Source organism: Sphingomonas sp. ABOLH (assembly GCF_003951715.1).
GTDB lineage: Bacteria > Pseudomonadota > Alphaproteobacteria > Sphingomonadales > Sphingomonadaceae > Sphingomonas > Sphingomonas hankookensis_A.
In genome coordinates this window covers 23,348-47,102 of record NZ_QQWV01000013.1, presented here as the reverse complement: position 1 = coordinate 47,102, position 23,755 = coordinate 23,348, and the positions used below count along the sequence as shown (strand labels likewise).

Sequence of the window (23,755 nt, the reverse complement as noted above, 5' to 3'; positions counted from 1 at the left end):
GAAAGTCATAGCACCTCCCCATCGTCATTCCGGCGTAGGCCGGAATCCATGGACGCGGCGACGTCGCAAGCAGATCGTAAACGCCCGACACAATGGATTCCGGCCGACGCCGGAATGACGATGGCCGGCTGGCTGGCTGGCGAACCAGAACGCAAAACGGGCGCCGGTTTCCCGACGCCCGCCCTACAAACCGGCTGATCGCAGCTTACGCGGCGTCGCCCGCCTTCTTCTTTTCGGCATAGACACGAACCGGTTCCTTCCGGCCCTCGATCACGTCCTTGTCGACGACGACCTCGTCCACCCCGTCCATCGACGGCAGGTCGAACATCGTGTCCAGCAATATGCCTTCGAGGATGGAACGAAGCCCGCGCGCGCCGGTCTTGCGTTCGATCGCCCGCTTGGACACCGACACCAGCGCTTCCTCGTTGAAGCCGAGCTTCACGCCCTCCATGTCGAACAGCTTCTGATACTGTTTGACCAGTGCGTTCTTCGGCTCCGTCAGGATTTTGATGAGCGCCGCGACATCGAGGTCTTCGAGCGTCGCGATCACCGGCAAGCGGCCGACGAATTCAGGGATCAGGCCGAACTTCAGCAGATCTTCGGGCTCGGTCTGACGCAGCACCTCACCGGTACGGCGTTCCTCCGGCGCCGCGACATAGGCACCGAAGCCGATCGACTTGCCCTGCAGACGATCGGCGATGATCTTTTCAAGACCCGCGAACGCGCCACCGCAGATGAACAGGATGTTCGTCGTGTCGACCTGAAGGAATTCCTGCTGCGGATGCTTGCGCCCACCCTGCGGCGGCACCGACGCGGTGGTACCTTCCATCAACTTGAGCAGCGCCTGCTGCACGCCCTCGCCCGACACGTCGCGCGTGATCGACGGATTCTCGGCCTTGCGGCTGATCTTGTCGATCTCGTCGATATAGACGATTCCGCGCTGCGCCCGCTCGACATTATAGTCGGATGCCTGGAGCAACTTCAGGATGATGTTCTCGACATCCTCACCGACATAGCCCGCTTCGGTCAGCGTCGTTGCATCGGCCATGGTGAACGGCACGTCGAGGATGCGCGCCAGCGTCTGTGCGAGCAGCGTCTTGCCGCAACCGGTCGGCCCGACGAGCAGGATGTTCGACTTCGCCAGTTCGACGTCGGCGCCCTTCTGACCGTGGTTCAACCGCTTATAGTGGTTGTGCACCGCGACCGACAGCACGCGCTTCGCCTGCTTCTGCCCGATGACGTAATCGTCGAGCACGTTGCAGATTTCCTGCGGCGTCGGGACCCCGCCATCCTTCTTGGCGACCAGTGCCGACTTCGTTTCCTCGCGGATGATGTCGTTGCACAGTTCGACGCATTCGTCGCAGATGAACACGGTCGGACCCGCGATCAGCTTGCGCACCTCGTGCTGCGACTTGCCGCAGAACGAGCAGTACAGGGTGCTCTTGGAGTCGCCGCCGCTGAGCTTCGTCATTCAAATCATCTCCCGCGCCGCTGTGACGCGTCTTTCCGCCCGTCAGGATACACACAGGCTTGTATCCGGCAATGCATTAAAAGTTTACCCGCCCGAGCCGCCGGATAGGCCGTCGGGCGGGGCAACCGCTTATGCGGCCGGGGTCGCCTCTTCCGGCGCGCCCGGACGCTTGTCGAACACTTGGTCGACCAGACCGAACGCCTTGGCTTCCTCCGCTTCGAGGAAGGTGTCGCGGTCCATCGCACGCTCGATCTCTTCCAGCGGCTTGCCGGTGTACTTCACATACAGCGCGTTCATCCGGTCCTTGATGCGCTGGATTTCCTTCGCCTGGATCTGGATGTCCGACGCCATGCCCTGCGCCCCGCCCGAAGGCTGGTGGATCATGATGCGGGCGTTGGTCAGCGCCACGCGCATCCCGGGCTCACCGGCGGCTAGCAGGAAGCTGCCCATCGACGCTGCCTGCCCGATGCAGACCGTGCCGACGCGCGGGCGGATATACTGCATCGTATCGTGGATCGCCATGCCGGCCGTCACCACCCCGCCCGGCGAGTTGATGTACATCCAGATGTCCTTCTTCGGATTTTCCGATTCGAGGAACAGCAGCTGGGCGGTGATGAGCGAAGCCATGTGGTCCTCGACGCCGCCGGTCACGAACACGATCCGTTCACGCAGCAGGCGCGAGTAAATGTCGAAGCTGCGCTCCCCGCGGCTCGACTGTTCGATGACGATGGGGACGAGGCCGTCGTGAATATCTAGCATTGGGTTCCCGCTGAGTAGGTTTCGACGCCCTACATCGGCGCTCCCGACTGAGCGCGCAAGGGGCCAGCGCATCGCTACGCCCCCGGAATGATGGTTAGCGTGCGATCCACCCGCTGCCCGGTGCCGGATGCGCCAGATAGGCCAGCCGCCGCACCTCCCGCCGCCCCCGCACAACCGTGTCGAGAATCAGGCCGGAAAAGAGGCACAGTGAGGCAAGGATGACCAGCCCGGTCGCGAGGATCGCCGTCGGGAATCGCGGCACTAAACCGGTATGCAGATAGGTAATGACGATCGGCACCGCGAGCACGACCGCGATCAGCGCCAGCAACAGGCCAATCGCGCCGAAGAACCACAAGGGCCGCTCGATCCGGTACAGGGTCGCGATGGTCCGCGCGATGCGGAACCCGTCGCCATAGGTCGACAGCTTCGACGCGGACCCTTCCGGCCGGGCGAAATAGCGGGTCGTCACCTCCGCCACCGGCATCCGCAGTTCGAGCGCGTGGACGCTGATCTCGGTCTCGATCTCGAAGCCGGCCGACAGCGACGGAAAGCTCTTCACGAATCGCCGCGAGAAGACGCGATATCCCGACAGGATGTCGGTGAAGCTGCGCCCGAACAACCGCGCCAGCATCCCGGTCAGCATCGCATTGCCGAAACGATGGCCCCGCCGGTACGCCAGCGCAGCCTCACTCACCCGCTGCCCGACCACCATGTCGAGCTGCTCGTCGAGCAGTCTAGCGACCAGTTCCGGCGCGGCGGCCGCGTCATAGGTCGCATCGCCATCGGCCATGACATAGATATCGGCATCGACATCGGCGAACATCCGCCGCACGACCGCGCCCTTGCCTTGGATACGCTCGCTGCGCACGACCGCCCCGGCGGCACGGGCGACCTCGATCGTGCGGTCCGAAGAGTTGTTGTCATACACATAGATGGTCGCATCTGGCAGCGCCGCGCGAAACCCCGCGACCGTCGCGCCGATCGCGGCTTCTTCGTTGTAGCAGGGCAGCAGGACGGCAACGGTCGTGGACATGGCCCTGCGTACAACACCGGACGCCGCCGAAAGCAAGCGCCCGACATGCAAAGGCCGCCCGCTCCTCGTGGGAGTGGACGGCCCTTTCGCATCAGGATCGACCGATCAGTCTTCGCTGGCTTCGGTTTCGACCTTCTTCTTGGCGCGTGGCTTCTTGGCCGGGGCCGGAGCGGCCTCGCCCTCGGCGGCTTCGGCCGGAGCGGCTTCCGCCTTCTTGGCCGGAGCCTTCTTCGCCGGAGCCTTCTTCTTCGGCGCTTCCGCGTCGGTGGCAGCTTCGCCTTCCGCCGATGCTTCGGCGGCCGGCTTGGCCTTGGCAGCCTTCTTCACCGGCTTCGCATGGTCATGATCGTGATCGTGGTTGCAGTCCGGGCCGTGCACATGCGGCACCGCGCCTTCCTCGCTCTCGATCGCGGCTTCCAGTTCCTCGCGCGTCACTTCGCGGTCGGTGATCTCAGCCTTGCCGAACAGGAAGTCGACGACTTTGTCCTCGTACAGCGGGGCACGCAGCTGCGCGGCGGCCATCGGCTCCTGCTGCACATACTGGATGAAGCGCTGGCGATCTTCCGGGCCGTACTGCTGCGCGGCCTGCATGATCAGGCGCTGCATTTCCTGCTGGCTGACCTCAATGCCGTTCTTCTGGCCGATTTCGGACAGGAGCAGGCCGAGGCGAACGCGGCGCACCGCGATCTGGCGATAATCGTCACGCTCGGCTTCCAGCTCGGCACGGGCCGCTTCCGGATCGGCTTCGTGGCCGGCTTCGTGCTGCAGCTGGGCCCAGATCTGGTCGAACTCGGCTTCGACCATCGACGGCGGAACGTCGAAGTCGTGGCCGGCGGCCAGCTGGTCGAGCAGCTTGCGCTTCATGTGGGTGCGGGTCAGGCCGTTCAGTTCCTGCTCGACCTGCCCCTTGATGAGCCCGCGCAGCTGTTCGAGGCTTTCGAGGCCCAGCGACTTGGCGAACTCGTCGTCCGGGCCACCTTCTGCGGGCACCTTCACGTCGGTGATCTTCAGGTCGAAGGTCGCCGCCTTGCCCTTCAGGTTTTCGGCCTGATAATCGTCGGGGAAGGTGACGTTGATCGTCTTCTCGTCGCCCTTCTTCACGCCGATCAGCTGGTCTTCGAAGCCGGGGATCAGACGACCCGAACCGATTTCGATCGCCATGCCTTCGCCGGTGCCACCGTCGAACGCCACGCCGTCAACCTTGCCGACGAAATCCATCACGACCAGATCGCCAGTGGCGGCTTCATGGCCTTCCTCGGCGTCGTTGTGGCGCTTGTTGTTGCTGGCGAGCTGCTCGAGCTGCTGGTCGACCACGGCTTCGTCAGCGGGAACGGTCAGGCGCTCCAGCTTGATCTCATCGATCGCCGGGGCCGGCACGTCGGGCAGCACTTCGAGCGACACGGTTACGGCCGCATCCTTGCCCGGTGCATAGTCGCCTTCCAGCGAGACCTGCGGCGCGGTGGCGGGGCGCAGCTTCTGCTCGGCGATCAGCGTCTGGATACCGTCCTGGATCGAGCTGTTCAGCGCGTCCTGCGACAGCGCTTCGCCGTGCATCTTACGGATCAGGTTCGCGGGCACCTTGCCGGGGCGGAAGCCGGGCATCTTCACGGTCGGCGCGACGCGCTTCACTTCGGCATCGACCTTCGCGTCGATATCGGCAGCGGTGATGGTCAGCGTGTAGGCGCGCTTGAGGCCCTCGTTCAACGTCTCGACAGTCTGCATTCTCACGGCTTTCGTCAAAAGAATCGAATGGAGCGGCTCCAGCTTCGACAGGCGCTGGCGGCGTCACTGGTGCGGGCGAAGGGAGTCGAACCCCCACATCTTTCGATACTGGAACCTAAATCCAGCGCGTCTACCAGTTCCGCCACGCCCGCCGAGCGGACGCCGCCGGCACGGGCGCGTCTATAGCAGCCATGCGCGTCGGGGCAAGTCGCCACGCTTCGCAGAGTTGTATGAGCACCGCAACCCGTCCGCGCGGCGGACGTTGGAGTGCGAGAAGGAGAGACTTTCCATGCCCGTCGAACCGCCGATCCCCGCCGAAACGCCCGCCCCCGAACCGGGCGTAGCGCCGACCACCCCGCCGCCCGAACAGCCGGCGCCGCAGACCGAACCCGGCCAACCGACCGCCCCGCCGCCGGAAATCGACGTACCCGGTCCCGATATCGACGTGCCCAGCCCGCTGCCCGGCGGCGATCCGGGCGTGACGCCCGTTCCCGGCCAGCCGGTCATGGGAGGAAACTGACATGAGCGACCGCGATCGCAGCATTCACCCCGACAGCGCCCCGCAGGACGATACCGATCGTCGCAGCGATATCGAAAAGGCGGTCGATGCCGTCAATGGCGATGTCGAACGCGGCGGAACCGACAGCGGGGCGACCTCGCCGACCGAACCCACCGTGTCGCCCGATACGGCCGGCGGGTCGGGCGGGGTCGTCCGCAATCAGGAGGGCGACGGACAGTAACGCCCGTACTGATCGACAAGGGTCGATCGTTCCAGCGCAATCGTAACCCCGGACTTGCTCCCGGGTCCCGCTTCTACTGCAAACGGCGAACGAAGCGGGACCCCGGCTCAGGGCCGGGATGACGCGTACAAGAAGACAGGCCTACTTCAGCACCCGCCGCGCGGTGATGACCTTCACCGGCGCAGCGGGCATTTCGCCCTTGAACGCACCGTTGCTCGCCTTGGTCGGATCTACCGGAGTATCGAGGATCTTCACGAGCACGTCGCGCCCGTCGACGACCCGGGCAAAGGCGGCATAGCCCTGCCCGTCCGCCGGCACGCCCGGTGCGGCATCCAACGCGCGGCGCTGATCCCCGACCGAAATGGTGAATTCGCCGCGCGCCGTTCCCAGCCCTAGACGGGCGACCGACAGCGTGCCGTCGGTATGCGACAGCCCGGTCAGCGTCGTCGGCTCATGCTTGATCGGCGGCAGATACTTCTTCGCATCGGTATGCGGCCCGAACTGGACGAAGCCGAACTCCGGTCCGACCTTCACGATGCGATAGAAGCTGACGCCATCGAGCCGCTTCTGGTCGACATAGCGCAGGAAATTGGCCGCCGTGATCGGCGCGCGCTTCACCTCGACCTCGACGGTCAGGGTGCCGGCGGTGGTAACGATCGCGACGCGCGGCAGCGGCGGTTCGGCGCCCGGTTGCGGCGCCGGCGTCTGTGCCAACGCCGGCCCGGCCCAAGCCAGCACCACCAGCAGCGCGCGCCTCGTCGTCTGCATCATCCCAGCGCCTTCTTCAGCAGGTCGTTGACGACGCCGGGATTGGCCTTCCCGCCCATCGCCTTCATCGTCTGCCCGACGAAGAAGCCGAACAGCTTGTCCTTGCCGCCGCGATAGTCGGCGACCTTGTCGGCGTTCTTTTCCATGACCGCGGCGATCACCGCCTCGATCGCGCCGGTGTCGCTGGTCTGCTTGAGCCCGCGTTCCTCGACGATCGCATTCGCCCCCTGCCCGGTTTCGAGCATGATCTCGAACACCTGCTTCGACAGCGTACCCGACAGCGTACCGTCGGCCACCAGCTTGAGCAGTTCCGCGCCCTGCGCCGGCGACACCGGGCTGTCGCCGATGCCCTTGCCCAGCCGATTGAGCGCGCCATACAGGTCAGAAATCAACCAGTTGGCGGCCGACTTTGCCGGCACGTCCGAACCGCCTTCGGCCAGCAGCGCCTCGAACCAGCGCGCCGTTTCGACCTCGGCGGTCAGCACCGCGGCATTATACGCCGACAGGCCGAGCTCGCTCTCATAGCGCTTGCGCTTGGCATCGGGCAGCTCGGGGAGCGACGCACGACATTCCTCGAGAAACGCATCGTCCAGTTCGAGCGGCAGCAGATCGGGATCGGGGAAGTAGCGATAGTCGTGCGCGTCTTCCTTCGACCGCATCGACCGGGTCACGCCCTTGTCGGGATCGAACAGGCGCGTTTCCTGCACGATGCGGCCGCCATCCTCCAACACCGCCACCTGCCGGTTCGCTTCATATTCGATCGCGGCCATGACGAAGCGTACCGAGTTGACGTTCTTCGTCTCGGTCCGCGTGCCGAATTCCTCGCCCGGACGGCGGACCGACACGTTGACGTCGGCGCGCATCGACCCCTGGTCCATATTGCCGTCGCACGACCCGACATAGCGGAGAATCGTGCGCAGCTTCGACAAATAAGCGCCTGCTTCGGCAGGCGAACGCATGTCCGGCCGGCTGACGATCTCCATCAGCGCCACGCCCGATCGGTTCAGGTCGACATAGGACCGCGTCGGATGCTGGTCGTGCATCAGCTTGCCGGCATCCTGCTCGACATGGATGCGCTCGACGCCGATCGCCTTGGGCACGCTATTCGGGTCTTTCTCGTCCAGCACGATCTCGACCACGCCTTCGCCGACCAACGGATGATAGAGCTGGCTGATCTGATAGCCCTGCGGCAGATCGGCGTAGAAATAATTCTTGCGGTCGAAGCGCGACCATTTGTTGATGACCGCATCGATCGCCATGCCGGTCCGCACCGCCTGCCGGATGCATTCGCGGTTCGGGGTCGGCAGCATGCCGGGCATCGCCGCGTCGACAAGGCTTACCTGCGTATTCGGCTCGGCACCGAAGGCGGTCGCCGCGCCGGAGAACAGCTTCGCGTTCGACGTGACCTGCGCATGGACTTCGAGGCCGATCACGACCTCCCAGTCGCCGGTGGCACCACGGATGCGGTAATCGCTCATGTCATCGCTCTTCATACGGGCCGGTCGGCGGCCGCTGTTCCATTTCGCTCCTCGGGACCGGTGTCGGCCCGTCGGAGATCGTGTGCTTCGTCTTCGACTTCCCATCGGGGATCAGATCGATGGCAGTTTCCACCACCGCTCCGATCGCCTCGATCAGCAGTTCGACAACTACCACCATTTGTCCGCACGGGCGACGAAGCCGGCGCGCTGCTCGATCGCAAGGCCTGCGTTCAGCACGCCCTGTTCGTCCAGTGGCTTGCCGATGATCTGCAACCCCAGCGGCAGTCCGTCCTTGTCGACGCCGCCCGGCACGCTCATCGCCGGCAGGCCTGCCAGCGACGACGGCACGGTGAAGACGTCGTTCAGATACATCGCGATCGGATCGGCGCTCTTTTCCCCCAGCGCGAACGCCGCCGATGGCGCGGTCGGGGTCAGTAGCACGTCGCACTGTTCCCACGCCTGTTCGAAATCGCGCGCGATCAGCGTCCGCACCTTCTGCGCCTGCGTGTAGTAGGCGTCGTAGAAGCCAGCCGAGAGCACATAGGTGCCGATCATGATCCGGCGCTTCACCTCGTCGCCGAAACCGGCGGCGCGGGTGGCGGCGTACATGTCCTGCAGGCCGGCGCCATCAGGCAGCACGCGTTGACCGAACCGCACACCGTCATAGCGGGCAAGGTTCGACGACGCTTCGGCCGGCGCGATGATGTAATAGGCCGGCAGCGCATATTTGGTGTGCGGCAGCGAGACCTCGACGATCTCCGCCCCCGCATCCTTCAGCCATTCGATGCCCTGCTGCCACAGCGCCTCGATCTCCGCCGGCATGCCATCGACGCGATATTCCTTGGGGATGCCGACCCGCTTGCCGCGCAGGTCGGCGTTCAGCCCCGCTTCCCACGCCGGCACGGGCAGGTCGAGCGAGGTCGAGTCCTTCGGATCGAACCCGGCCATCGCCTCCAGCATGATCGCACAGTCGCGGACGTCGCGCGCCATCGGCCCGGCCTGATCGAGCGAGGAGGCGAACGCGACGACGCCATAGCGCGAGCAGCGGCCATAGGTCGGCTTGATGCCCGTGATGCCGACGAACGCGGCGGGCTGGCGGATCGAACCGCCGGTATCGGTGCCGGTCGCCGCCGGGCACAGCCGCGCCGCGATCGCCGCGGATGACCCGCCCGACGATCCGCCCGGCGCCATCGGCGCGGTGTCGCCCGGACGCCGCCACGGCGAGATGACGTTGCCGAACGCGCTGGTTTCGTTGGACGATCCCATCGCGAACTGGTCGAGGTTCAGCTTGCCCAGCATCCCCGCCCCGGCATTCCACAAGTTACCGGAAACCGTCGATTCATACTGAGGCACGAAGCCTTTTAAGATACCACTTGCCGCCGTCGTCTCGACGCCCTGCGTGCAGAACAAGTCCTTCATGCCGATCGGCACGCCGGCCAGCGGCTTGAGCGTCTCGCCAGCGGCGCGGGCATCGTCGGCCACCTTCGCGGCGGCACGGGCATGGTCGGGGGTTTCGACGAGAAAGGCGTTGAGCGGCTTCGCAGCGGCGACCGCGTCGATGAACGCGTCGGCGACATCGCGGGCGGAAAAATCGCCGCTGCGCACGCCGTCGCGGATCGCGGCGACGCCAAGGTCGGTCAGGTTCGACACTATTCGATCACTTTCGGAACGGTGAAAAAGCCATGCTCGCCCTGCGGCGCATTGGCGAGTACCTTGTCGCGGACGTCGCCATCGGTCACGACATCGTCGCGCAGGCGCAGATGGTTGGGGATGACCGCGGTCATCGGCTCGACGCCCTGGGTATCGACCTCGCCCAGTTGCTCGATCCAGCCGAGAATGTTGCCGAGTTCAGGTGCGAGCTTTTCGGCTTCGGCATCGGTGATCGCGATACGGGCAAGGCCGGCCACGCGTTTGACGGTTGCAGGTTCGACGGACATGGGAAGGGCGGCTAGCATCCCGGCACGCCCCCCACAAGCACCCGCAAAGCAGTTGCACCCGGCCGCGCCATCCCGCATCGGTGCGCCGACTGACGGTGGAGTTCGGATTGGCGCGCAAATTTCTGTACATTGTGGCGACGCTGATCGTCCTCGTCATCGCCGGCGCCGTAGCCTATCGCATGTTCGGCAACGACCTGCTGCGCCGCGCGCTGGTGCCGAGCGTTGCGTTCCGGACCGAACCGACCATTCCGTCGCGACTCTATGCCGACAAGACGATGTGGTTCGCACGGCCAGGGCTGACCAATACGCCGGTCGACTGGTTGCCGCCGGGGGTGCAGCCGACGCCGCCGGGCCGGGCCGAGATTTTCTTCATCCACCCGACATCGTTCGTCGGCACCGACCGCTGGAATGCGGTGCTGGACGACGCCGAGACCAACGACCGCGCGCGCATCTTCCTGCGCGGGCAGGCCAGCGCCTTCACCGCCGCCGGACGCGTCTGGGCGCCGCGCTATCGCCAGGCGACCTTCGGCGCGTTCCTGACCAGCGAAGATGCGGCGGAACAGGCACTCGACCTCGCCTATCACGACATCGAATCGGCGTTCGACCGGTTCGTCGAGGAAATCGATCCGAAGCGGCCGATCATCCTCGCCGGCCATAGCCAGGGCGGGCTGCACCTGACCCGGCTGCTGCGAGAAAAGGTCGCCGGCACGCTGCTCGCCCGACGGATCGTCGCGGCCTATGTCGTTGGCTGGCCGGTATCGAAGGTGACGGATATCGTCGCGCTCGGCCTTCCCGAATGCACGACCGCCGATCAGGCCCGGTGCCTGCTGTCGTGGCAGAGCTTCGCCGAACCGGCCGATCCGTCGCTGATCCTTGAACAATATGACGCATCGACCGGGTTCGACGGCCGCCCGCGAGCGAAAACGCCGATGGTCTGTACCAATCCGCTGACCGGCACCGCCGATGCGCAGGCGCCGGCCAGCGCCAATCTCGGCACGCTGATCCCGGATAAGTCGCTGCAGAACGCGACGATGACGCCGGGGCTGGTGCCCGCAGCCTGCGGGCCGCGCGGATTCCTGTCGATCGGTGACAACCCGCCCGACCTCGGCCCCTATGTGCTGCCGGGTAACAACTGGCACGTCTACGACTACAGCCTGTTCTGGGCGAATGTCCGCGCCGACGCGTTGCGCCGGCTCGCGGCGTGGAGGGTAAAATGATTACCGAAGACCGCGCCGTCTTTCGCGACGCGCTGCCCGAAGGCGGTCGGCTGATCGGGCTGGATGTCGGCACGAAAACGATCGGCACCGCGCTGTGCGATGCCGGGTGGAGCTTCGCCAGCCCGGCTATTTTGGTGAACCGAACCAAATTCACCGCCGACAAGGCACAACTGGCCACGCTGATCCGCCAGCAATCGGTGCGCGGCATCGTCATCGGCCTGCCGCTCAACATGGACGGCAGCGATTCGCCGCGTACACAGTCGGTCCGCGCCTTCGCCCGCAACCTCGACGATTTGAATCTGCCGATCTTTCTGTGGGACGAACGCTGGTCGACGGTCGCGGTCGAGCGGCAGATGATCGCCGAGGACCTCAGCCGCGCAAAACGCGCGGAGCGGGTAGACAAGCTCGCCGCCGCCTACATCCTGCAAGGCGCGATCGACGCTCTGGTGAATGTCCCGCTAGCCTGAGCTTGCAAGGGCGCGCGGCGCGGCCTAACCGGTCGCCTCGATGCCTATTTCAGACCACCGCCCCGCCGCCATGATTGATGGCGGCGCCGTTTTCCCGCATCGGCACCTGACCGGGATCGAGGGATTGCAGCCCCATGAAATCCTGTTCCTGCTCGACGAGGCGGAGCAATGGATCGACGCCAATCGCAGCCGGGCACCCGGCGACCAGCGACTGAAGGGCGTGACGCAGATCAACGCCTTCTTCGAAAACAGCACCCGCACCCTTTTGTCTTTCGAGATCGCGGGTAAGCGGCTGGGCGCGGACGTGGTCAACATGCATGCCGGCCAGTCGAGCGTGAAGAAGGGCGAGACGCTGATCGACACCGCCGTCACGCTGAACGCGATGCGCGCGGACGTCATCGTCATCCGTCACAGTTCGTCCGGCGCCGTGCAGTTGATCGCCGACAAAGTCGACTGCCCGGTGCTGAACGCCGGTGACGGCTGGCACGAACATCCGACGCAGGCGCTGCTCGACGCGTTGACCATCCGGCGCCGGCTGGGCGAAATCGCGCACAAGCGGGTCGTGATCTGCGGTGACATCCTCCACAGTCGCGTCGCGCGCTCCAACATCCTGGCGCTGACGACGCTGGCTGCCGAGGTGCGCGTCGTGGCGCCAGCCACGCTGATGCCGCACGCGATCGAATCGATGGGCGTAACCCCGTTCACCGATTTCGATGCCGCACTCGAAGGTGCCGACGTGGTAATGATGCTGCGGTTGCAGAATGAGCGGATGAACGGAGGCTTCATCCCGTCGACCCGCGAATATCATCTGCGCTACGGCCTGACCCGCGAGCGGCTGAAACGCGCCGAACCGCATGCGATCGTGATGCATCCGGGGCCGATGAACCGGGGGATCGAGATTAACAGCGACGTCGCCGACGATTCCGAGCGGTCGACGATCACCGAGCAGGTGGAAATGGGCGTGGCGGTCCGCATGGCCTGTCTCGACGTACTGACCCGGCGTAGCCGTGGCGTGGAGGGCTGGGCATGAGCAAGCAGTTCACTGGCGGCACGCTCGTCTGTCCGGTCGACGGGATCGCCGCGCGCGACCTGCTGGTCGCCGGCGAGAACATCGTCGCCGATGCGAACGGTGCCGAGACGATCGACGTGTCGGGCAAGCTGATCGCGCCCGCCATCGTCGATCTGGGCGTATTCGGAATCGACACTGCCGCGTTTCGCGCCGGCGGCATCGTCCGCGTCGGGTTGATGCCGGATCAGGCGCCGGTGCTCGACGATCCGGGCATCGTCGCGCGCGCGGCCTATATGGGCAAGCCCGACCTGTGGATTCACCCGATCTCCGCCGCGACGCAGGGGCTGCGCGGGACGGACCTTGCCGAAATGGCGATCAATGCCGAAGCGGGCGCGGGCGCGGTCGCGACCGGCCGGCGCTGGATCGGCGACAGCGGCGTCATGCGCAAGGTGCTGGCCTATGCCCGCGATTGCGGTCTGGTCGTCATCGCCCATGCCGAGGATGGCGGACTGGCCGGGGATGCGGTCGCCACCGCGGGTGAGACCGCGACGCGGCTCGGCCTGCCCGCGGCACCGGCGATGGCCGAAGCGCTGGCGATCGCGCGTGACGTGATGCTGGCCGAGGAGACCGGCGCGCGGCTGCATTTCCGGCAGGTGACGACGGCGGCCGGGTTCGACCTGGTCCGCGCGGCCAAGCGGCGCGGGGTGCGGGTTACCTGCGGCATCACTCCGGCGCACCTCTATCTGTCCGACATCGCGATGAGCGATTTCCGCACCTTCGCCCACCTCTCCCCGCCCCTGCGCAGCGAGAGCGACCGGCAGGCGGCGGGCGCCGCGCTGGCCGATGGGACGATCGACGTGCTGTGTTCGGGCCATGATCCGCGCGGACCGGAGGCAAAGCGCCTGCCCTTCGCCGATTCGGAGCCGGGCATGGCCGGTGCGGAGACTCTGTTGCCGCTGGGGCTCGGGCTGGTGCGCGATGGACTGATCGGGCTCGACCGGTTGTTCGCCCTGTTGTCGTACAACCCCGCCAAGCTTCTGGGCCTCGACTCGGGCACGCTCGCCATCGGTGCGCCGGCGGACCTGATCGTCGTCGATCAGGATGCCCCGTGGCAGGTCCGTGCCGACGCATTGGCAGGCAAGGCCGCGAACACGCCGTTCGACGGCCTGCCGGTGCAGGGCCGCGCAGTACGCGTGATGAAAGGCGGCGCGTTCCTGTAACGGAACGCGCCGCCTCCTCCTGGGAGAGGCTCGGAAAGGGTTAGCGCGAGGCCAGCCGCTCGGGGCGGGCCCAGCTGGCCAGCTGTTCGCCGGCATGGGTCCGCACGAAGCAGCGGTCGCCCTTGGCGCGTATGCTGCCGCACAGCGCCGTGGCGTCGTTGCGGGCAAGGCCACCGACCGACAGGCGGTAGAAGCTCGCCCCGCGAACGCTGGCCTGCATCCCCTGCGGCGCCAGCGCAGCGAGACGGGGGACGTTGCGGCTCATCCGCTTCCACGCGTTGCGCGCGACGCCGGCATTGTCGAATGCCCCCAGCTGCACATAATAGTTGCCGGTGGCCGTCGCGGGCGCGGAGGCCCGGACCGGTCGCGGCGTCGAGCGCGCTGCCATCCGAACCGGCTGCTCCTGCCGCCGATAGCTACCGGGCAGCGCCTGCACGATCTCGCGACGCGGGGCGAAGGTGATGGCCGGACGGGCGACCGCCGCGACCTGCACCGGTGCCGCGACGGCGGGCACGATCGGGGTATCGCCGACCGGCTCGACCGCGACGACTGCCGCCGGGACTTCGGGCACGGGATCGGCCTGCGCCAGCGCGACCGACGCCGCAGCCGCAGGTTCAACCAGTGCCAGCTGCACCGGCTGGCCCCGGTCCGGCGACGGCGTCACGCCCAGCAGCGCCGCAACCTGTTGCGCCGCATGTTCGGGCCGGGCGAATGCCGCCCATTCCATCAGCCGCTGATCGACCTGCGCCGGCGGCATATCGACCGAGGCCACGGTGCGCGCATCGACCCAGCGCCCGTCGAGCGCGAGCGCCAGCGCCAGATTCTGCCGCACGGTCGCCGTCGCCGCCGGGTCGCGCGCCGCTTCGCTGAGCAACGCGATGCCGCCTGCCGGATCGCCCGCCAGTGCCAGCGCCAGGCCGCGATCGGCCGGCGAAATCCGCGCGGCATGGGCGGTCAGCGTCTCGCGCGCCGCGACCCATTCGCCGGTCGCCGTCTGCGCCAGCGCCAGATTGAGCGCGGCCTTCGCATCGGCGGGGTTGAGCGTCAGGACGTCGGTAAATGCCTGGGTGGCCGATGCGAACCGGCCGGCGGCCAGATAGGCGCGACCGAGCAACGCGCGATAAGCCGCATCGCGCGGCGCGAACGCCACCGCCTGTTCGGCGAAGGTGACCGCATCGGCCGCGCGACGCTTGGTCAACGCCTTGGTCGCCTTCACTGCGAACTTGCGTGCCGGGCCGTCCTCCGACGACGCGACCGCGATGGTGCCGCCGCCGACCAGCGCCAGCGATCCGCCCAGCATGGCCGTGGCGAGGCCGATCGATACCAGGAGATGCGTCTTCATGGCTTGCCCTTTGTTGCCCCATCGGGGGCGAGGCGCTGCACCAGCGCCGCGATGTCGGATGCCGACGGGAGGGAGCGATCGAGCGCATCGCGCACGAAGGCTTCCGGGGTAACGTTGCGCACCGTCGCCGCCAGCTTCAGCCGGAGCATCCGGTCGGGGTCGAGGTCGAGCATGATCGATTCGGTGGCCGGTGCGGGGGGTGTCGGCAGCGCGTGCAGCTTCGAACGCTCGCGCAGCACCGGAGGCAACGCCTCTCCCAGATCGTTCCAGCCCAGATCGTCGCCATCGCGGCTGTCCGGACCGGTGCCGTGCGGCCGCATGGCCGGGCGTGCCTCGCCCTTGCGCGCCAGCAGCGACGAGTTAATCTGGGCGGGGGGGCGCGGCGTCGTCATCCGCTCACCCCTGCCCCCGCCGCCCGAACCCGCCGGCGGGTACGCGCATCGCGGTCGGCATCGTCGGCACGGCGAAGACCGTCCGGCGGAAATTCTTCTCTAAGCGATCCTGGATATAGAGCCACAGGGCCTCAATCTCGGCGCTCGACTTCGATGCCGGATCGATCTCCATCACCGTACGGCCATCGACCATCGACGATGCGAAATCGACGCGGTGATGAATCGTCACCGGCGCGACCGTGCCGTGCTGCGACAGTGCCATCGTCGCTTCGGTCGTGATCCGCGCACCAGGCGTCGCAGCATTGACGACGAAGACCAGCGGCTTTCCCGCGCGGTCGCACAGGTCGACGGTTGCCCCCACCGCGCGCAGGTCGTGCGGGCTGGGCCTAGTCGGCACAACGATCAACTCGGCGACCGCAATCACGCTCTGGATCGCCATGGTGATGGCGGGCGGTGTATCGATCACCGCCAGCTTGAACCCGTGCGACCGCAGCGTTTCGAGGTCGGCGGCAAGGCGCGCAACCATGGTCTGCGCAAAGGCCGGTTCGTCGGTGACGCGTTCGTTCCACCATGCCGCCAGCGACCCCTGCGGATCGATGTCGATCATCACCACCGGCCCGGCGCCCGCGCGTTGGGCCTGCACGGCCAGATGCCCGGACAAGGTCGTCTTGCCCGAACCACCCTTTTGCGAAGCCACCGCCAATACGCGCATCGCGCCACCGTCTCCCCGTAATCTCCGCACCCCGATGCCATGGCGGCGGATAAGAACCGGTTAACGCGCCGCTTCCCATGCCACCGATGCGAAAGGCATTCCGATCATGGTAAACCGCTGATAGGGAATGGCGGACGGACGCAGAGGGGATCGTGATGCGCGTGATGGTTGGGCTGGCACTGGCAGGTGCGCTGCTGTCGACGGCGGCGGGAGCGGATGTGAAGGCCGGAGTCGATGCCTGGGCCCGTGGCGACTGGGCGACGGCGGTCCGCGAATGGCAGCAGCCGGCCGCCGCCGGCGATGCCGATGCGCAGTTCAACTTGGGCCAGGCGTACAAGCTCGGCCGCGGCGTGCCGATGGACATGGCGCAGGCCGAACGCTGGTACGCGCTCGCCGCGCAGCAGGGGCACCGCCAGGCGGAGGATAATTACGGCCTGATCCTGTTCCAGAACGGCAAGCGCGCCGATGCCGTCAAATGGCTCGAAAAATCGTCGCAGCGGGGGGAGGCGCGGAGTCAGTTCGTGCTGGGGACGATGCTGTTCAACGGCGATGCCGTGAAGAAGGACTGGCGGCGCGCCTACGCATTGATGACGCGGGCGTCGTCGGCCGGCCTGCCGCAGGCCGCAGCGACGCTGGCGGAGATGGATCGCTATGTGCCGCTGCCCGACCGGCAGGCGGCGCTGGCGATGGCCCGTGATCTGGAGCGTAATGCCGGGCGGCCGAGGCTGACTGCCGTCCAGCCACAACCGACCACGCCGGCCGCTCGCCCGACGCCCGCCCCCACGCCGCGCGCAGCGCCTGTAGCCAAGGCACCGCCCGCCCCCGTCGCCAAGCCGACAGCGATCCGCGATGGCGGCTGGCGGGTGCAGCTCGGCGCGTTCAAGGATGCCGGCAATGCCCGCCGCCTGTGGAGCAGCGTGTCGGACAAGTTCGCCGGTCGCCAGCCCTATTATGAAGCGGCCGGCGCCAATACTCGGCTGCAGGTCGGCCCGTTCGCCAGCAGCGCGGAGGCGACCCGCGCTTGCGCCGCGATCCGCCCGACGCCCTGCGTGGCCGTGAAGCGCTGAGCGGTCAGCCCGCCGCCCAGTCGGCGGGTGCGATCCCCTGGATATAGAGCAGCGCGGTCAGGTCGTTATGATCGATCCGCACGCCCGCCTCCGCCGCGACGATCGGCTTGGCATGATAGGCGACGCCCAGCCCGGCGCGGCGGATCATCGGCAGATCGTTGGCGCCATCGCCTACCGCCAGTGTCGCGGCCGGATCGATGCCGAGTTCGTCGATCGCGGCGAGCAGTGTCACTTCCTTGGTCGTCGCATCGACGATCGGCTTGCGCACCTTGCCGGTCAGCTTTCCGTCCTCGATCAGCAGGCGGTTGGCGATCATGCGGTGAAAGCCCAGTTCGGTTCCGACCGGCTCGGCAAAGCGGGTGAAGCCGCCCGACACGAGGATCGTCGTCGCTCCCCGCGCGCGCATCGTCTGAATCAAGGTCCTCGCGCCGGGCATCAGCTTGACCCGTTCGTCGAGGCACCGCTGGATCGCCGCTTCCTCCAGCCCCTCCAGCAACGCCACCCGCGCGTCCAGCGCGGAGGCGAAGTCGAGTTCGCCGCGCATCGCCCGCTCGGTCACCTCGGCGATTTCCGCCTTGATCCCGGCATAATCGGCGAGTTCGTCGATGCATTCGACGGTGATAATCGTCGAGTCCATGTCGGCGACCAGCAGAGACTTTTCGCGGTTGGCGGCCGCCTGAACCGCCACATCGGTCCGGTTGAACACGCCCTCCAGCGCAGGGCGCGCTGCGGCGACCTCGCTCGCAAAACGAATGTCGGCGGCGCGACCCTCGTCGATCCAGCTCCAGCCCTCGACATGACACCCGACCATGTCAAGCCGGTCCGCCGCTGCGGAAACATCGCCCGCGGCGAGTTCGGCTGCTATCAGCGTGGCGATGAACATGGCGAAGTCTCCTGAACGTCCGAGGGTCGCGCTCATCGCAGGCCCGACCGCCAGCGGCAAGTCCGCGCTGGCGATCGAGATCGCACGGCGACACGACGGCGTGGTCATCAACGCCGACAGCGCGCAGGTCTATCGCGACCTGCGTATCTTGTCCGCCCGTCCCTCAACCGACGAGGAGGCGCAGGTGCCGCACCGCCTGTTCGGCCATATCGACGGTGCCGCGCCCTATTCCGCCGCCTTATGGTCGCAGCAGGCGACCACCGAGACCGAGGCCGCCCATGAAGCCGGCAAGTTGCCGGTGCTGGTCGGCGGCACCGGCCTGTATCTGCGTACGTTGATCGACGGCATCGCCCCGGTGCCCGATATCGACCCGGCGATCCGGCAGGCGGTTCGCGCACTGCCGACCGATCAGGCGGCGCAGGCCTTGCAGCGCGAGGACTCGGCAGCGGCGGCCCGGCTGAACCCGACCGACACGACCCGGATCGCGCGCGCCCTCGAAGTCGTCCGCTCGACCGGCCGGACGCTGGCCGACTGGCAGCGCGACCGTATCGGCGGCATCGGGCACCGGATCGCGCTGTCGGCGATGCTGCTGCTGCCCGACCGCGACTGGCTGACCGAACGCTGCGACCGCAGACTGGCGCAGATGTTCGATGGCGGCGCGGTCGAGGAGGTCACAGCGCTGCTGGCCCGCAGCGATATCGCGCCGGACGCGCCGGTCCGCCGGGCGATCGGCGTGGCGGAAATCGCCCGCTGGCAAAGGGGCGGGTCCACCCGCGACGAAGCGCTCACCGCCGCCCGCTTCGCGACGCGGCAATATGCGAAACGGCAATATACCTGGTTCCGGAACCAGCCACCCGCCGACTGGCTTCGCACGAGCGAAACCGAAAAATACGCACTTGCCGGTCATTTAGACACTTTATTACGTAATTGATGGTTGACACGAATATTTCATGCGGCTAGCGACGCCGCTCCAACGGTGCTATTGCGCCCGCGAAATAGTGAGGAGTTGAAGACCCATGCCTGAGAAGAGTGGAGCCGCCATTTTGGTCGAGGCCCTCGTCGACCTCGGCGTGGAAGTCGTATTCGGCTATCCCGGCGGCGCGGTGCTGCCGATCTATGACGCGTTGTTCGAACATAGCCGGATCAAGCACATCCTCGTCCGTCACGAACAGGCAGCGACCCATGCGGCGGAGGGCTATGCCCGCTCCACCGGCAAGCCCGGCGTCGTGCTCGTCACCTCCGGTCCGGGCGCGACCAACGCGATCACCGGCATCACTGACGCGCTGCTCGATTCGATCCCGATGGTCGTCATCACCGGGCAGGTGCCCACCGGCCTGATCGGCACCGACGCGTTTCAGGAGGCCGATACCGTCGGCATCACGCGCCACTGCTGCAAGCATAACTACCTGGTGAAGGACCCGGCCAAGCTCGGCCATGTCATCCACGAGGCGTTCCATATCGCCACCGCCGGCCGTCCCGGTCCGGTCGTGATCGACATCCCGAAGGACGTGCAGGTCGCGACCGCGCGCTATACCAAGCCCGGCCCGATCCAGCACAAGACCTATCGCCCGAAGGTGAAGGCCGACCGCGCGCAGATCGAACAGGTCGTCGACATGCTCGCCGCGGCGGAGCGGCCGGTGCTCTATACCGGCGGCGGCATCATCAATTCGGGGCCGGCGGCGTCACAGCTGCTGCGCGAACTTGCCCGGATCAGCGGTGCCCCGGTCACCTCGACGCTGATGGGTCTGGGCGCCCTGCCCGCCTCCAGCCCGCAATGGCTGGGGATGCTCGGCATGCACGGCACCTATGAAGCCAATATGGCGATGAACGAGGCCGATCTGGTCGTCGCCATCGGCGCGCGCTTCGACGACCGGGTGACGGGACGGCTCGACGCCTTTTCCCCGCGCAGCCGCAAGGTCCATATCGATATCGATCGTTCCAGCGTGAACAAGATCGTCCGCGCCGACCTTGGCATCATCGCCGATGCGGGCCATGCGATGGAGGACATGATCCGCGTCTGGAAGTCGCGCCAGCATCCCAAGCCCGACCTGTCGGCATGGTGGGCGAAGATCGACGGCTGGCGCGCCAAGCGTTGCCTCGATTTCCCGGAATCGACCAGGGAAATCATGCCGCAGCGGGCGATCCGGGCGCTGTACGAGGCGACCAAGCATCGCGCGCCGATCGTGTCGACCGAGGTCGGCCAGCACCAGATGTGGGCCGCGCAGCATTTCGGTTTCGAAGCGCCCAACAAGTGGCTGACCAGCGGCGGTCTCGGCACGATGGGCTATGGCCTGCCCGCGGCGATCGGCGCTCAGCTCGGCAATCCGGGGGCACTGTGCATCGACATTGCCGGCGAGGCGTCGATCCAGATGAATATTCAGGAGCTGGCGACCGCGACGCAGTATCGCCTGCCGGTCAAGATCTTCATCCTGAACAACGAATATATGGGCATGGTCCGCCAGTGGCAGGAGCTGACCTATAGCTCGCGCTATTCGAACAGCTATTCGGACTCGCTGCCCGATTTCGTGAAGCTGGGCGAGGCCTATGGCTGGAAGGGCATTCGCATCGAGCATCCGGACGAGTTGGAAGCCGGTATCCAGGCGATGCTCGACCATGACGGCCCGGTGATCGTCGACTGCATGGTGGCGAAGCTCGCTAACTGCTTCCCGATGATCCCCAGCGGGGCGGCGCATACCGACATGATCCTGCAGGCGAACGAAGTCTCGGGCGAAATGGACGACGAGGCCAAGGCGCTGGTGTAACCCTTCAAGATCCTCCCCGCTCCGCGGGGAGGGGGACCGCTCGCAGAGCGGTGGAGGGGGATCGCCACAAGCGGAACGCTGCTCTCGGCAACGCCCGAGGAACAGGGACGAACATGCACATCAAGACCGAACAGACCGAACGGCACACGCTGGCCGTGCTCGTCGACAACGAACCCGGCATCCTGGCGCGCATCGCCGGGCTGTTCTCCGGCCGTGGCTACAACATCGAAAGCCTTACCGTGTCGGAGATCACCGTCGACAAGGCGGTCAGCCGCATCACCATCGTCACCAGCGCGTCGCCGTCGGTGATGGAACAGATCATCGCGCAGCTCGATCGGCTGGTCCCGGTGCACAAGGTCGTCGACCTGACCGTGCAGGGTGCGCATGTCGAACGCGAGCTGGCGCTGGTCAAGGTCGTCGGCACCGGCGAGCATCGGATCGAGGCGCTGCGCCTCGCCGAGGTCTATCGCGCCCGCGTGGTCGATGCGACGGTATCGAGTTTCGTGTTCGAGGTGACGGGATCGATCGAAAAGATCGACAAGTTCACCGAATTGATGGCCGAGGTCGGTCTGGTCGAGGTCGCTCGCACCGGCATCGCCGCCATCGCCCGCGGACGAGAGGCCGCCTGAATCCATTCGCGTCGCCGAACCGGACGACGCCAACCTATCGAAAGGGAACCCACATGCGTGTCTATTATGATCGCGACGCCGATCTGAACCTGATCTCGGACAAGAAGATCGCGATCCTCGGTTACGGTTCGCAGGGCCATGCCCATGCGCAGAACCTGCGCGATTCGGGCGTGAAGAACGTCGCCATCGCGCTGCGTCCCGGTTCGGCGAGCGCCGCCAAGGCCGAAGGTGCGGGCTTCAAGGTGCTGCCGAACGCGGAAGCCGCCGCATGGGCCGACATCCTCATGATCCTCGCGCCCGACGAGCATCAGGCCGCGATCTATGCCGACGACATCCATGCGAACCTGAAGCCCGGTTCGGCGTTGGCCTTCGCGCACGGCCTCAACGTCCATTTCGGGCTGATCGAGCCGCGTGCCGATGTCGACGTCATCATGATCGCGCCCAAGGGACCAGGCCATACGGTGCGCAGCGAATATGTGAAGGGTGGCGGCGTGCCCTGCCTCGTCGCGATCCATCAGGACGCGTCGGGCAACGCGCACGACATCGCGCTCGCCTATGCATCGGGTGTCGGCGGCGGCCGTTCGGGTATCATCGAGACGAACTTCCGCGAGGAATGCGAAACCGACCTGTTCGGTGAGCAGGCCGTGCTGTGCGGCGGCGTGACCCACCTGATCCAGGCCGGGTTCGAAACGCTGGTCGAGGCGGGCTACGCCCCCGAAATGGCCTATTTCGAATGCCTCCACGAAACCAAGCTGATCGTCGACCTGCTGTATGAGGGCGGCATCGCCAACATGCGCTATTCGATCTCGAACACCGCCGAATATGGCGACATCGTCACCGGCCCGCGGATCATCACCGACGAAACGAAGAAGGAAATGAAGCGCGTGCTGGCCGACATCCAGTCGGGCCGCTTCGTGAAGAACTTCGTGCTCGACAACCGCGCCGGCCAGCCCGAGCTGAAGGCCGCGCGCAAGCAGGCGGCGGCGCATCCGATCGAGAAGACTGGTGCCGAACTGCGCGCGATGATGCCATGGATTGGCGCGAACAAGTTGGTCGATCAGACCAAGAACTAGTCGCAGCGCGCCCTGACCGTAGCACTGCTACGGTCGGCACGCGCCAGACCGGCCGGTGCGACAAAGCCCGCCCTTCGGAGCGCGGCTTTGCCGCGACCGACGGGCGGGCGGCGATCTTGCCCCAACGTCATCCCGGCGAAGGCCGGAATCCATGGTGTCGGGTGGTATCGATAAATCCCGACTGTCCCGCGTCCGTGGATCCCGGCCTTCGCCGGGATGACGGCAACCAACGTACCCACCGCCCAACCCACGGCACCCAAACCGAAACCGATCGTTTCGCATCCGGTATTTGACCCGAAGCCCGGCCCGCCCGACAACGGCGGCATTCCGACTTCGCCTCAACCGGAGAGCTTTCCATGCGCACCCCCCTGATCCTCGCCGCCGCCCTGTTCGCGGTCGCTGCCCCGACCGTCGCCCAGATGCCGGGCGCCCCCGACAAGTCGCGCGTGACTGCCGGCAACTACACCGTCGACACCGCGCACACCCAGGTCGCGTGGCGCGTGAACCATATGGGCTTCACCATGCTCGACGGCCTGTTCGGCGCGACCGGCGGCACCGCGACCTTCGACCCGAAGAACCCGGCCGCGACCAAGGTGTCGATCGATTTCGACATCGCCAAGTCGCTGACCGTCACCAGCCCGCAATTCGCCGAGCACCTGAAGTCGAAGGACTTCTTCGACGTCGCCAACCACCCGACCGCGAAGTTCGTGTCGACCCGCGTCCAGCCGATGGGCGACCATTGGATGCTGGCCGGCAACCTGACGATCAAGGGCCAGACCAAGCCAGTCCAGCTGACCGTCCGCTTCATGGGCGCCGGTGAGAACCCGATGAACAAGAAGAAGAATGTCGGCTTCACTGCGACCGGCTCGATCAACCGCAGCGACTTCGGCCTCGGCATGGCTGCCCCGGTCGTGTCGGACAAGGTCGACCTGACGATCAACGCCGCGTTCGTCGCCGCCTGACCTTCGTGCGGGTTGCGGGCAATCGCCTGCGGCCCGCATCGGCTCTGGACATTTGCGCGGGGCCACGCCACACAGCCGCCATGTTCGGACGCCGCATCCTTCTGCGACTTAG

General features: G+C 66.6%; 26 protein-coding genes and 1 tRNA gene. 13 read left to right on the top strand and 14 right to left on the bottom strand.

The annotated features are described in order from the left end of the window. Positions 1 to 48 precede the first annotated feature (48 nt). Entirely contained in the window at positions 49 to 198 is a 150-nt protein-coding gene (locus CA237_RS19645) for a hypothetical protein (RefSeq protein ID WP_157092716.1), read from the top strand. 7 nt (positions 199 to 205) lie between these two features. Here the strand turns inward: CA237_RS19645 and clpX are convergent, their stop codons facing one another. From clpX to CA237_RS08590, 5 genes are all read right to left on the bottom strand, one after another. Continuing rightward, positions 206 to 1,471, bottom strand: a complete 1,266-nt coding sequence (clpX, locus tag CA237_RS08610; RefSeq protein ID WP_066689839.1) for an ATP-dependent Clp protease ATP-binding subunit ClpX — start codon at positions 1,469 to 1,471, stop codon at positions 206 to 208. A 129-nt stretch (positions 1,472 to 1,600) separates the two neighbouring features. Continuing rightward, on the bottom strand, positions 1,601 to 2,230 hold the full coding sequence (locus tag CA237_RS08605) for an ATP-dependent Clp protease proteolytic subunit (RefSeq protein WP_055756397.1): 630 nt from the start codon (positions 2,228 to 2,230) through the stop codon (positions 1,601 to 1,603). A gap of 94 nt (positions 2,231 to 2,324) precedes the next feature. After that, positions 2,325 to 3,263, bottom strand: coding sequence for a glycosyltransferase family 2 protein (locus CA237_RS08600; protein ID WP_066689838.1), 939 nt, complete (start codon positions 3,261 to 3,263; stop codon positions 2,325 to 2,327). A 105-nt stretch (positions 3,264 to 3,368) separates the two neighbouring features. Beyond that, entirely contained in the window at positions 3,369 to 4,985 is a 1,617-nt protein-coding gene (tig, locus tag CA237_RS08595; RefSeq protein WP_066689837.1) for a trigger factor, read from the bottom strand. Positions 4,986 to 5,052: 67 nt separating this feature from the next. Then, positions 5,053 to 5,137 (bottom strand) — tRNA-Leu (locus CA237_RS08590). A gap of 137 nt (positions 5,138 to 5,274) precedes the next feature. Between CA237_RS08590 and CA237_RS08585 the strand changes: the two genes are divergently transcribed. Together CA237_RS08585 and CA237_RS08580 are read left to right on the top strand one after the other, a co-directional pair. After that, positions 5,275 to 5,505, top strand: a complete 231-nt coding sequence (locus CA237_RS08585; protein ID WP_066689836.1) for a hypothetical protein — start codon at positions 5,275 to 5,277, stop codon at positions 5,503 to 5,505. A gap of 1 nt (position 5,506) precedes the next feature. Then, positions 5,507 to 5,725, top strand: a complete 219-nt coding sequence (locus CA237_RS08580; RefSeq protein ID WP_126013701.1) for a hypothetical protein — start codon at positions 5,507 to 5,509, stop codon at positions 5,723 to 5,725. Between the two features lie 141 nt (positions 5,726 to 5,866). Here the strand turns inward: CA237_RS08580 and CA237_RS08575 are convergent, their stop codons facing one another. From CA237_RS08575 to gatC, 5 genes are read right to left on the bottom strand one after another with little or no spacing between them, the layout of a single operon-like run. Further along, positions 5,867 to 6,496 carry a peptidylprolyl isomerase gene (locus tag CA237_RS08575; RefSeq protein ID WP_084401498.1) on the bottom strand — a complete coding sequence of 210 codons (630 nt, stop codon included), beginning with the start codon at positions 6,494 to 6,496 and terminating at the stop codon, positions 5,867 to 5,869. Continuing rightward, entirely contained in the window at positions 6,493 to 7,971 is a 1,479-nt protein-coding gene (gene gatB / locus CA237_RS08570; RefSeq protein ID WP_126013699.1) for an Asp-tRNA(Asn)/Glu-tRNA(Gln) amidotransferase subunit GatB, read from the bottom strand. The genes CA237_RS08575 and gatB overlap by 4 nt, the downstream gene beginning before the upstream one ends. 1 nt (position 7,972) lies before the next feature. Beyond that, on the bottom strand, positions 7,973 to 8,149 hold the full coding sequence (locus CA237_RS19640) for a hypothetical protein (RefSeq protein ID WP_164523849.1): 177 nt from the start codon (positions 8,147 to 8,149) through the stop codon (positions 7,973 to 7,975). Continuing rightward, positions 8,140 to 9,621: an Asp-tRNA(Asn)/Glu-tRNA(Gln) amidotransferase subunit GatA gene (gatA, locus tag CA237_RS08565; protein WP_066689833.1), complete on the bottom strand. Its 1,482-nt coding sequence runs from the start codon at positions 9,619 to 9,621 to the stop codon at positions 8,140 to 8,142. The genes CA237_RS19640 and gatA overlap by 10 nt, the downstream gene beginning before the upstream one ends. Further along, the gene (gene gatC, locus CA237_RS08560; RefSeq protein WP_066689832.1) at positions 9,621 to 9,908 is read right to left on the bottom strand and encodes an Asp-tRNA(Asn)/Glu-tRNA(Gln) amidotransferase subunit GatC; all 288 of its coding nucleotides are present in this window, start codon (positions 9,906 to 9,908) and stop codon (positions 9,621 to 9,623) included. The genes gatA and gatC overlap by 1 nt, the downstream gene beginning before the upstream one ends. 107 nt (positions 9,909 to 10,015) lie before the next feature. On the opposite strand from gatC, the gene CA237_RS08555 reads away from it, so the two are divergent. Genes CA237_RS08555 through CA237_RS08540 form a run of 4 tightly spaced genes read left to right on the top strand, consistent with a single transcriptional unit; the run spans position 10,016 to position 13,821 of the window. Beyond that, positions 10,016 to 11,125: a DUF3089 domain-containing protein gene (locus CA237_RS08555; RefSeq protein WP_066689888.1), complete on the top strand. Its 1,110-nt coding sequence runs from the start codon at positions 10,016 to 10,018 to the stop codon at positions 11,123 to 11,125. Further along, the gene (gene ruvX, locus CA237_RS08550) at positions 11,122 to 11,592 is read left to right on the top strand and encodes a Holliday junction resolvase RuvX (RefSeq protein WP_066689831.1); all 471 of its coding nucleotides are present in this window, start codon (positions 11,122 to 11,124) and stop codon (positions 11,590 to 11,592) included. The genes CA237_RS08555 and ruvX overlap by 4 nt, the downstream gene beginning before the upstream one ends. Before the next feature lie 40 nt (positions 11,593 to 11,632). Continuing rightward, the gene (locus CA237_RS08545; protein ID WP_066689830.1) at positions 11,633 to 12,622 is read left to right on the top strand and encodes an aspartate carbamoyltransferase catalytic subunit; all 990 of its coding nucleotides are present in this window, start codon (positions 11,633 to 11,635) and stop codon (positions 12,620 to 12,622) included. Continuing rightward, on the top strand, positions 12,619 to 13,821 hold the full coding sequence (locus CA237_RS08540) for an amidohydrolase family protein (protein ID WP_066689829.1): 1,203 nt from the start codon (positions 12,619 to 12,621) through the stop codon (positions 13,819 to 13,821). The genes CA237_RS08545 and CA237_RS08540 overlap by 4 nt, the downstream gene beginning before the upstream one ends. A 40-nt stretch (positions 13,822 to 13,861) precedes the next feature. On the opposite strand, the gene CA237_RS08535 is transcribed toward CA237_RS08540, so the two are convergent. From CA237_RS08535 to CA237_RS08525, 3 genes are read right to left on the bottom strand one after another with little or no spacing between them, the layout of a single operon-like run. After that, positions 13,862 to 15,163: an SPOR domain-containing protein gene (locus CA237_RS08535; protein ID WP_066689828.1), complete on the bottom strand. Its 1,302-nt coding sequence runs from the start codon at positions 15,161 to 15,163 to the stop codon at positions 13,862 to 13,864. Beyond that, positions 15,160 to 15,555 (bottom strand): hypothetical protein, encoded by a 396-nt coding sequence (locus tag CA237_RS08530; protein ID WP_066689827.1) that lies wholly within the window; start codon positions 15,553 to 15,555, stop codon positions 15,160 to 15,162. The genes CA237_RS08535 and CA237_RS08530 overlap by 4 nt, the downstream gene beginning before the upstream one ends. A 4-nt stretch (positions 15,556 to 15,559) precedes the next feature. After that, positions 15,560 to 16,267, bottom strand: a complete 708-nt coding sequence (locus CA237_RS08525; RefSeq protein ID WP_066689826.1) for an AAA family ATPase — start codon at positions 16,265 to 16,267, stop codon at positions 15,560 to 15,562. A 155-nt stretch (positions 16,268 to 16,422) separates the two neighbouring features. Here CA237_RS08525 and CA237_RS08520 point away from each other — a divergent pair, with 155 nt between their 5' ends. Continuing rightward, entirely contained in the window at positions 16,423 to 17,334 is a 912-nt protein-coding gene (locus tag CA237_RS08520; RefSeq protein ID WP_066689825.1) for an SPOR domain-containing protein, read from the top strand. A gap of 4 nt (positions 17,335 to 17,338) precedes the next feature. On the opposite strand, the gene serB is transcribed toward CA237_RS08520, so the two are convergent. Further along, entirely contained in the window at positions 17,339 to 18,217 is an 879-nt protein-coding gene (serB, locus tag CA237_RS08515) for a phosphoserine phosphatase SerB (RefSeq protein ID WP_066689824.1), read from the bottom strand. On the opposite strand from serB, the gene miaA reads away from it, so the two are divergent. The 5 genes from miaA (at position 18,210) to CA237_RS08490 (ending at position 23,643) form a co-directional block, all read left to right on the top strand. After that, positions 18,210 to 19,148 (top strand): tRNA (adenosine(37)-N6)-dimethylallyltransferase MiaA, encoded by a 939-nt coding sequence (gene miaA / locus CA237_RS08510; RefSeq protein WP_206432963.1) that lies wholly within the window; start codon positions 18,210 to 18,212, stop codon positions 19,146 to 19,148. The two genes, serB and miaA, sit on opposite strands and share 8 nt — an antisense overlap. Positions 19,149 to 19,233: 85 nt before the next feature. After that, entirely contained in the window at positions 19,234 to 20,979 is a 1,746-nt protein-coding gene (locus CA237_RS08505; protein WP_066689822.1) for an acetolactate synthase 3 large subunit, read from the top strand. Positions 20,980 to 21,092: 113 nt separating this feature from the next. Next, the gene (gene ilvN / locus CA237_RS08500; protein WP_055756359.1) at positions 21,093 to 21,608 is read left to right on the top strand and encodes an acetolactate synthase small subunit; all 516 of its coding nucleotides are present in this window, start codon (positions 21,093 to 21,095) and stop codon (positions 21,606 to 21,608) included. Positions 21,609 to 21,661: 53 nt separating this feature from the next. Further along, positions 21,662 to 22,681 (top strand): ketol-acid reductoisomerase, encoded by a 1,020-nt coding sequence (ilvC, locus tag CA237_RS08495; RefSeq protein ID WP_066689820.1) that lies wholly within the window; start codon positions 21,662 to 21,664, stop codon positions 22,679 to 22,681. 356 nt (positions 22,682 to 23,037) lie between these two features. Further along, positions 23,038 to 23,643, top strand: coding sequence for a YceI family protein (locus tag CA237_RS08490; RefSeq protein ID WP_066689819.1), 606 nt, complete (start codon positions 23,038 to 23,040; stop codon positions 23,641 to 23,643). Positions 23,644 to 23,755: the final 112 nt, after the last annotated feature.

Coding starts and splice junctions, on each gene's coding strand:
- ruvX (WP_066689831.1), top strand. CDS start 11,122: ATGATTACCGAAGACCGCGCCGTCTTTCGCGACGCGCTGCCCGAAGGC.
- CA237_RS19640 (WP_164523849.1), bottom strand. CDS start 8,149: ATGGTGGTAGTTGTCGAACTGCTGATCGAGGCGATCGGAGCGGTGGTG.
- CA237_RS08535 (WP_066689828.1), bottom strand. CDS start 15,163: ATGAAGACGCATCTCCTGGTATCGATCGGCCTCGCCACGGCCATGCTG.
- CA237_RS08600 (WP_066689838.1), bottom strand. CDS start 3,263: ATGTCCACGACCGTTGCCGTCCTGCTGCCCTGCTACAACGAAGAAGCC.
- CA237_RS08520 (WP_066689825.1), top strand. CDS start 16,423: ATGCGCGTGATGGTTGGGCTGGCACTGGCAGGTGCGCTGCTGTCGACG.
- ilvN (WP_055756359.1), top strand. CDS start 21,093: ATGCACATCAAGACCGAACAGACCGAACGGCACACGCTGGCCGTGCTC.
- clpX (WP_066689839.1), bottom strand. CDS start 1,471: ATGACGAAGCTCAGCGGCGGCGACTCCAAGAGCACCCTGTACTGCTCG.
- CA237_RS08540 (WP_066689829.1), top strand. CDS start 12,619: ATGAGCAAGCAGTTCACTGGCGGCACGCTCGTCTGTCCGGTCGACGGG.
- miaA (WP_206432963.1), top strand. CDS start 18,210: ATGAACATGGCGAAGTCTCCTGAACGTCCGAGGGTCGCGCTCATCGCA.
- CA237_RS08585 (WP_066689836.1), top strand. CDS start 5,275: ATGCCCGTCGAACCGCCGATCCCCGCCGAAACGCCCGCCCCCGAACCG.
- CA237_RS19645 (WP_157092716.1), top strand. CDS start 49: ATGGACGCGGCGACGTCGCAAGCAGATCGTAAACGCCCGACACAATGG.
- CA237_RS08530 (WP_066689827.1), bottom strand. CDS start 15,555: ATGACGACGCCGCGCCCCCCCGCCCAGATTAACTCGTCGCTGCTGGCG.
- serB (WP_066689824.1), bottom strand. CDS start 18,217: ATGTTCATCGCCACGCTGATAGCAGCCGAACTCGCCGCGGGCGATGTT.
- gatC (WP_066689832.1), bottom strand. CDS start 9,908: ATGTCCGTCGAACCTGCAACCGTCAAACGCGTGGCCGGCCTTGCCCGT.
- CA237_RS08525 (WP_066689826.1), bottom strand. CDS start 16,267: ATGCGCGTATTGGCGGTGGCTTCGCAAAAGGGTGGTTCGGGCAAGACG.
- CA237_RS08545 (WP_066689830.1), top strand. CDS start 11,633: ATGCCTATTTCAGACCACCGCCCCGCCGCCATGATTGATGGCGGCGCC.
- tig (WP_066689837.1), bottom strand. CDS start 4,985: ATGCAGACTGTCGAGACGTTGAACGAGGGCCTCAAGCGCGCCTACACG.
- CA237_RS08505 (WP_066689822.1), top strand. CDS start 19,234: ATGCCTGAGAAGAGTGGAGCCGCCATTTTGGTCGAGGCCCTCGTCGAC.
- CA237_RS08490 (WP_066689819.1), top strand. CDS start 23,038: ATGCGCACCCCCCTGATCCTCGCCGCCGCCCTGTTCGCGGTCGCTGCC.
- CA237_RS08580 (WP_126013701.1), top strand. CDS start 5,507: ATGAGCGACCGCGATCGCAGCATTCACCCCGACAGCGCCCCGCAGGAC.
- ilvC (WP_066689820.1), top strand. CDS start 21,662: ATGCGTGTCTATTATGATCGCGACGCCGATCTGAACCTGATCTCGGAC.
- gatB (WP_126013699.1), bottom strand. CDS start 7,971: ATGAGCGATTACCGCATCCGTGGTGCCACCGGCGACTGGGAGGTCGTG.
- CA237_RS08575 (WP_084401498.1), bottom strand. CDS start 6,496: ATGATGCAGACGACGAGGCGCGCGCTGCTGGTGGTGCTGGCTTGGGCC.
- CA237_RS08605 (WP_055756397.1), bottom strand. CDS start 2,230: ATGCTAGATATTCACGACGGCCTCGTCCCCATCGTCATCGAACAGTCG.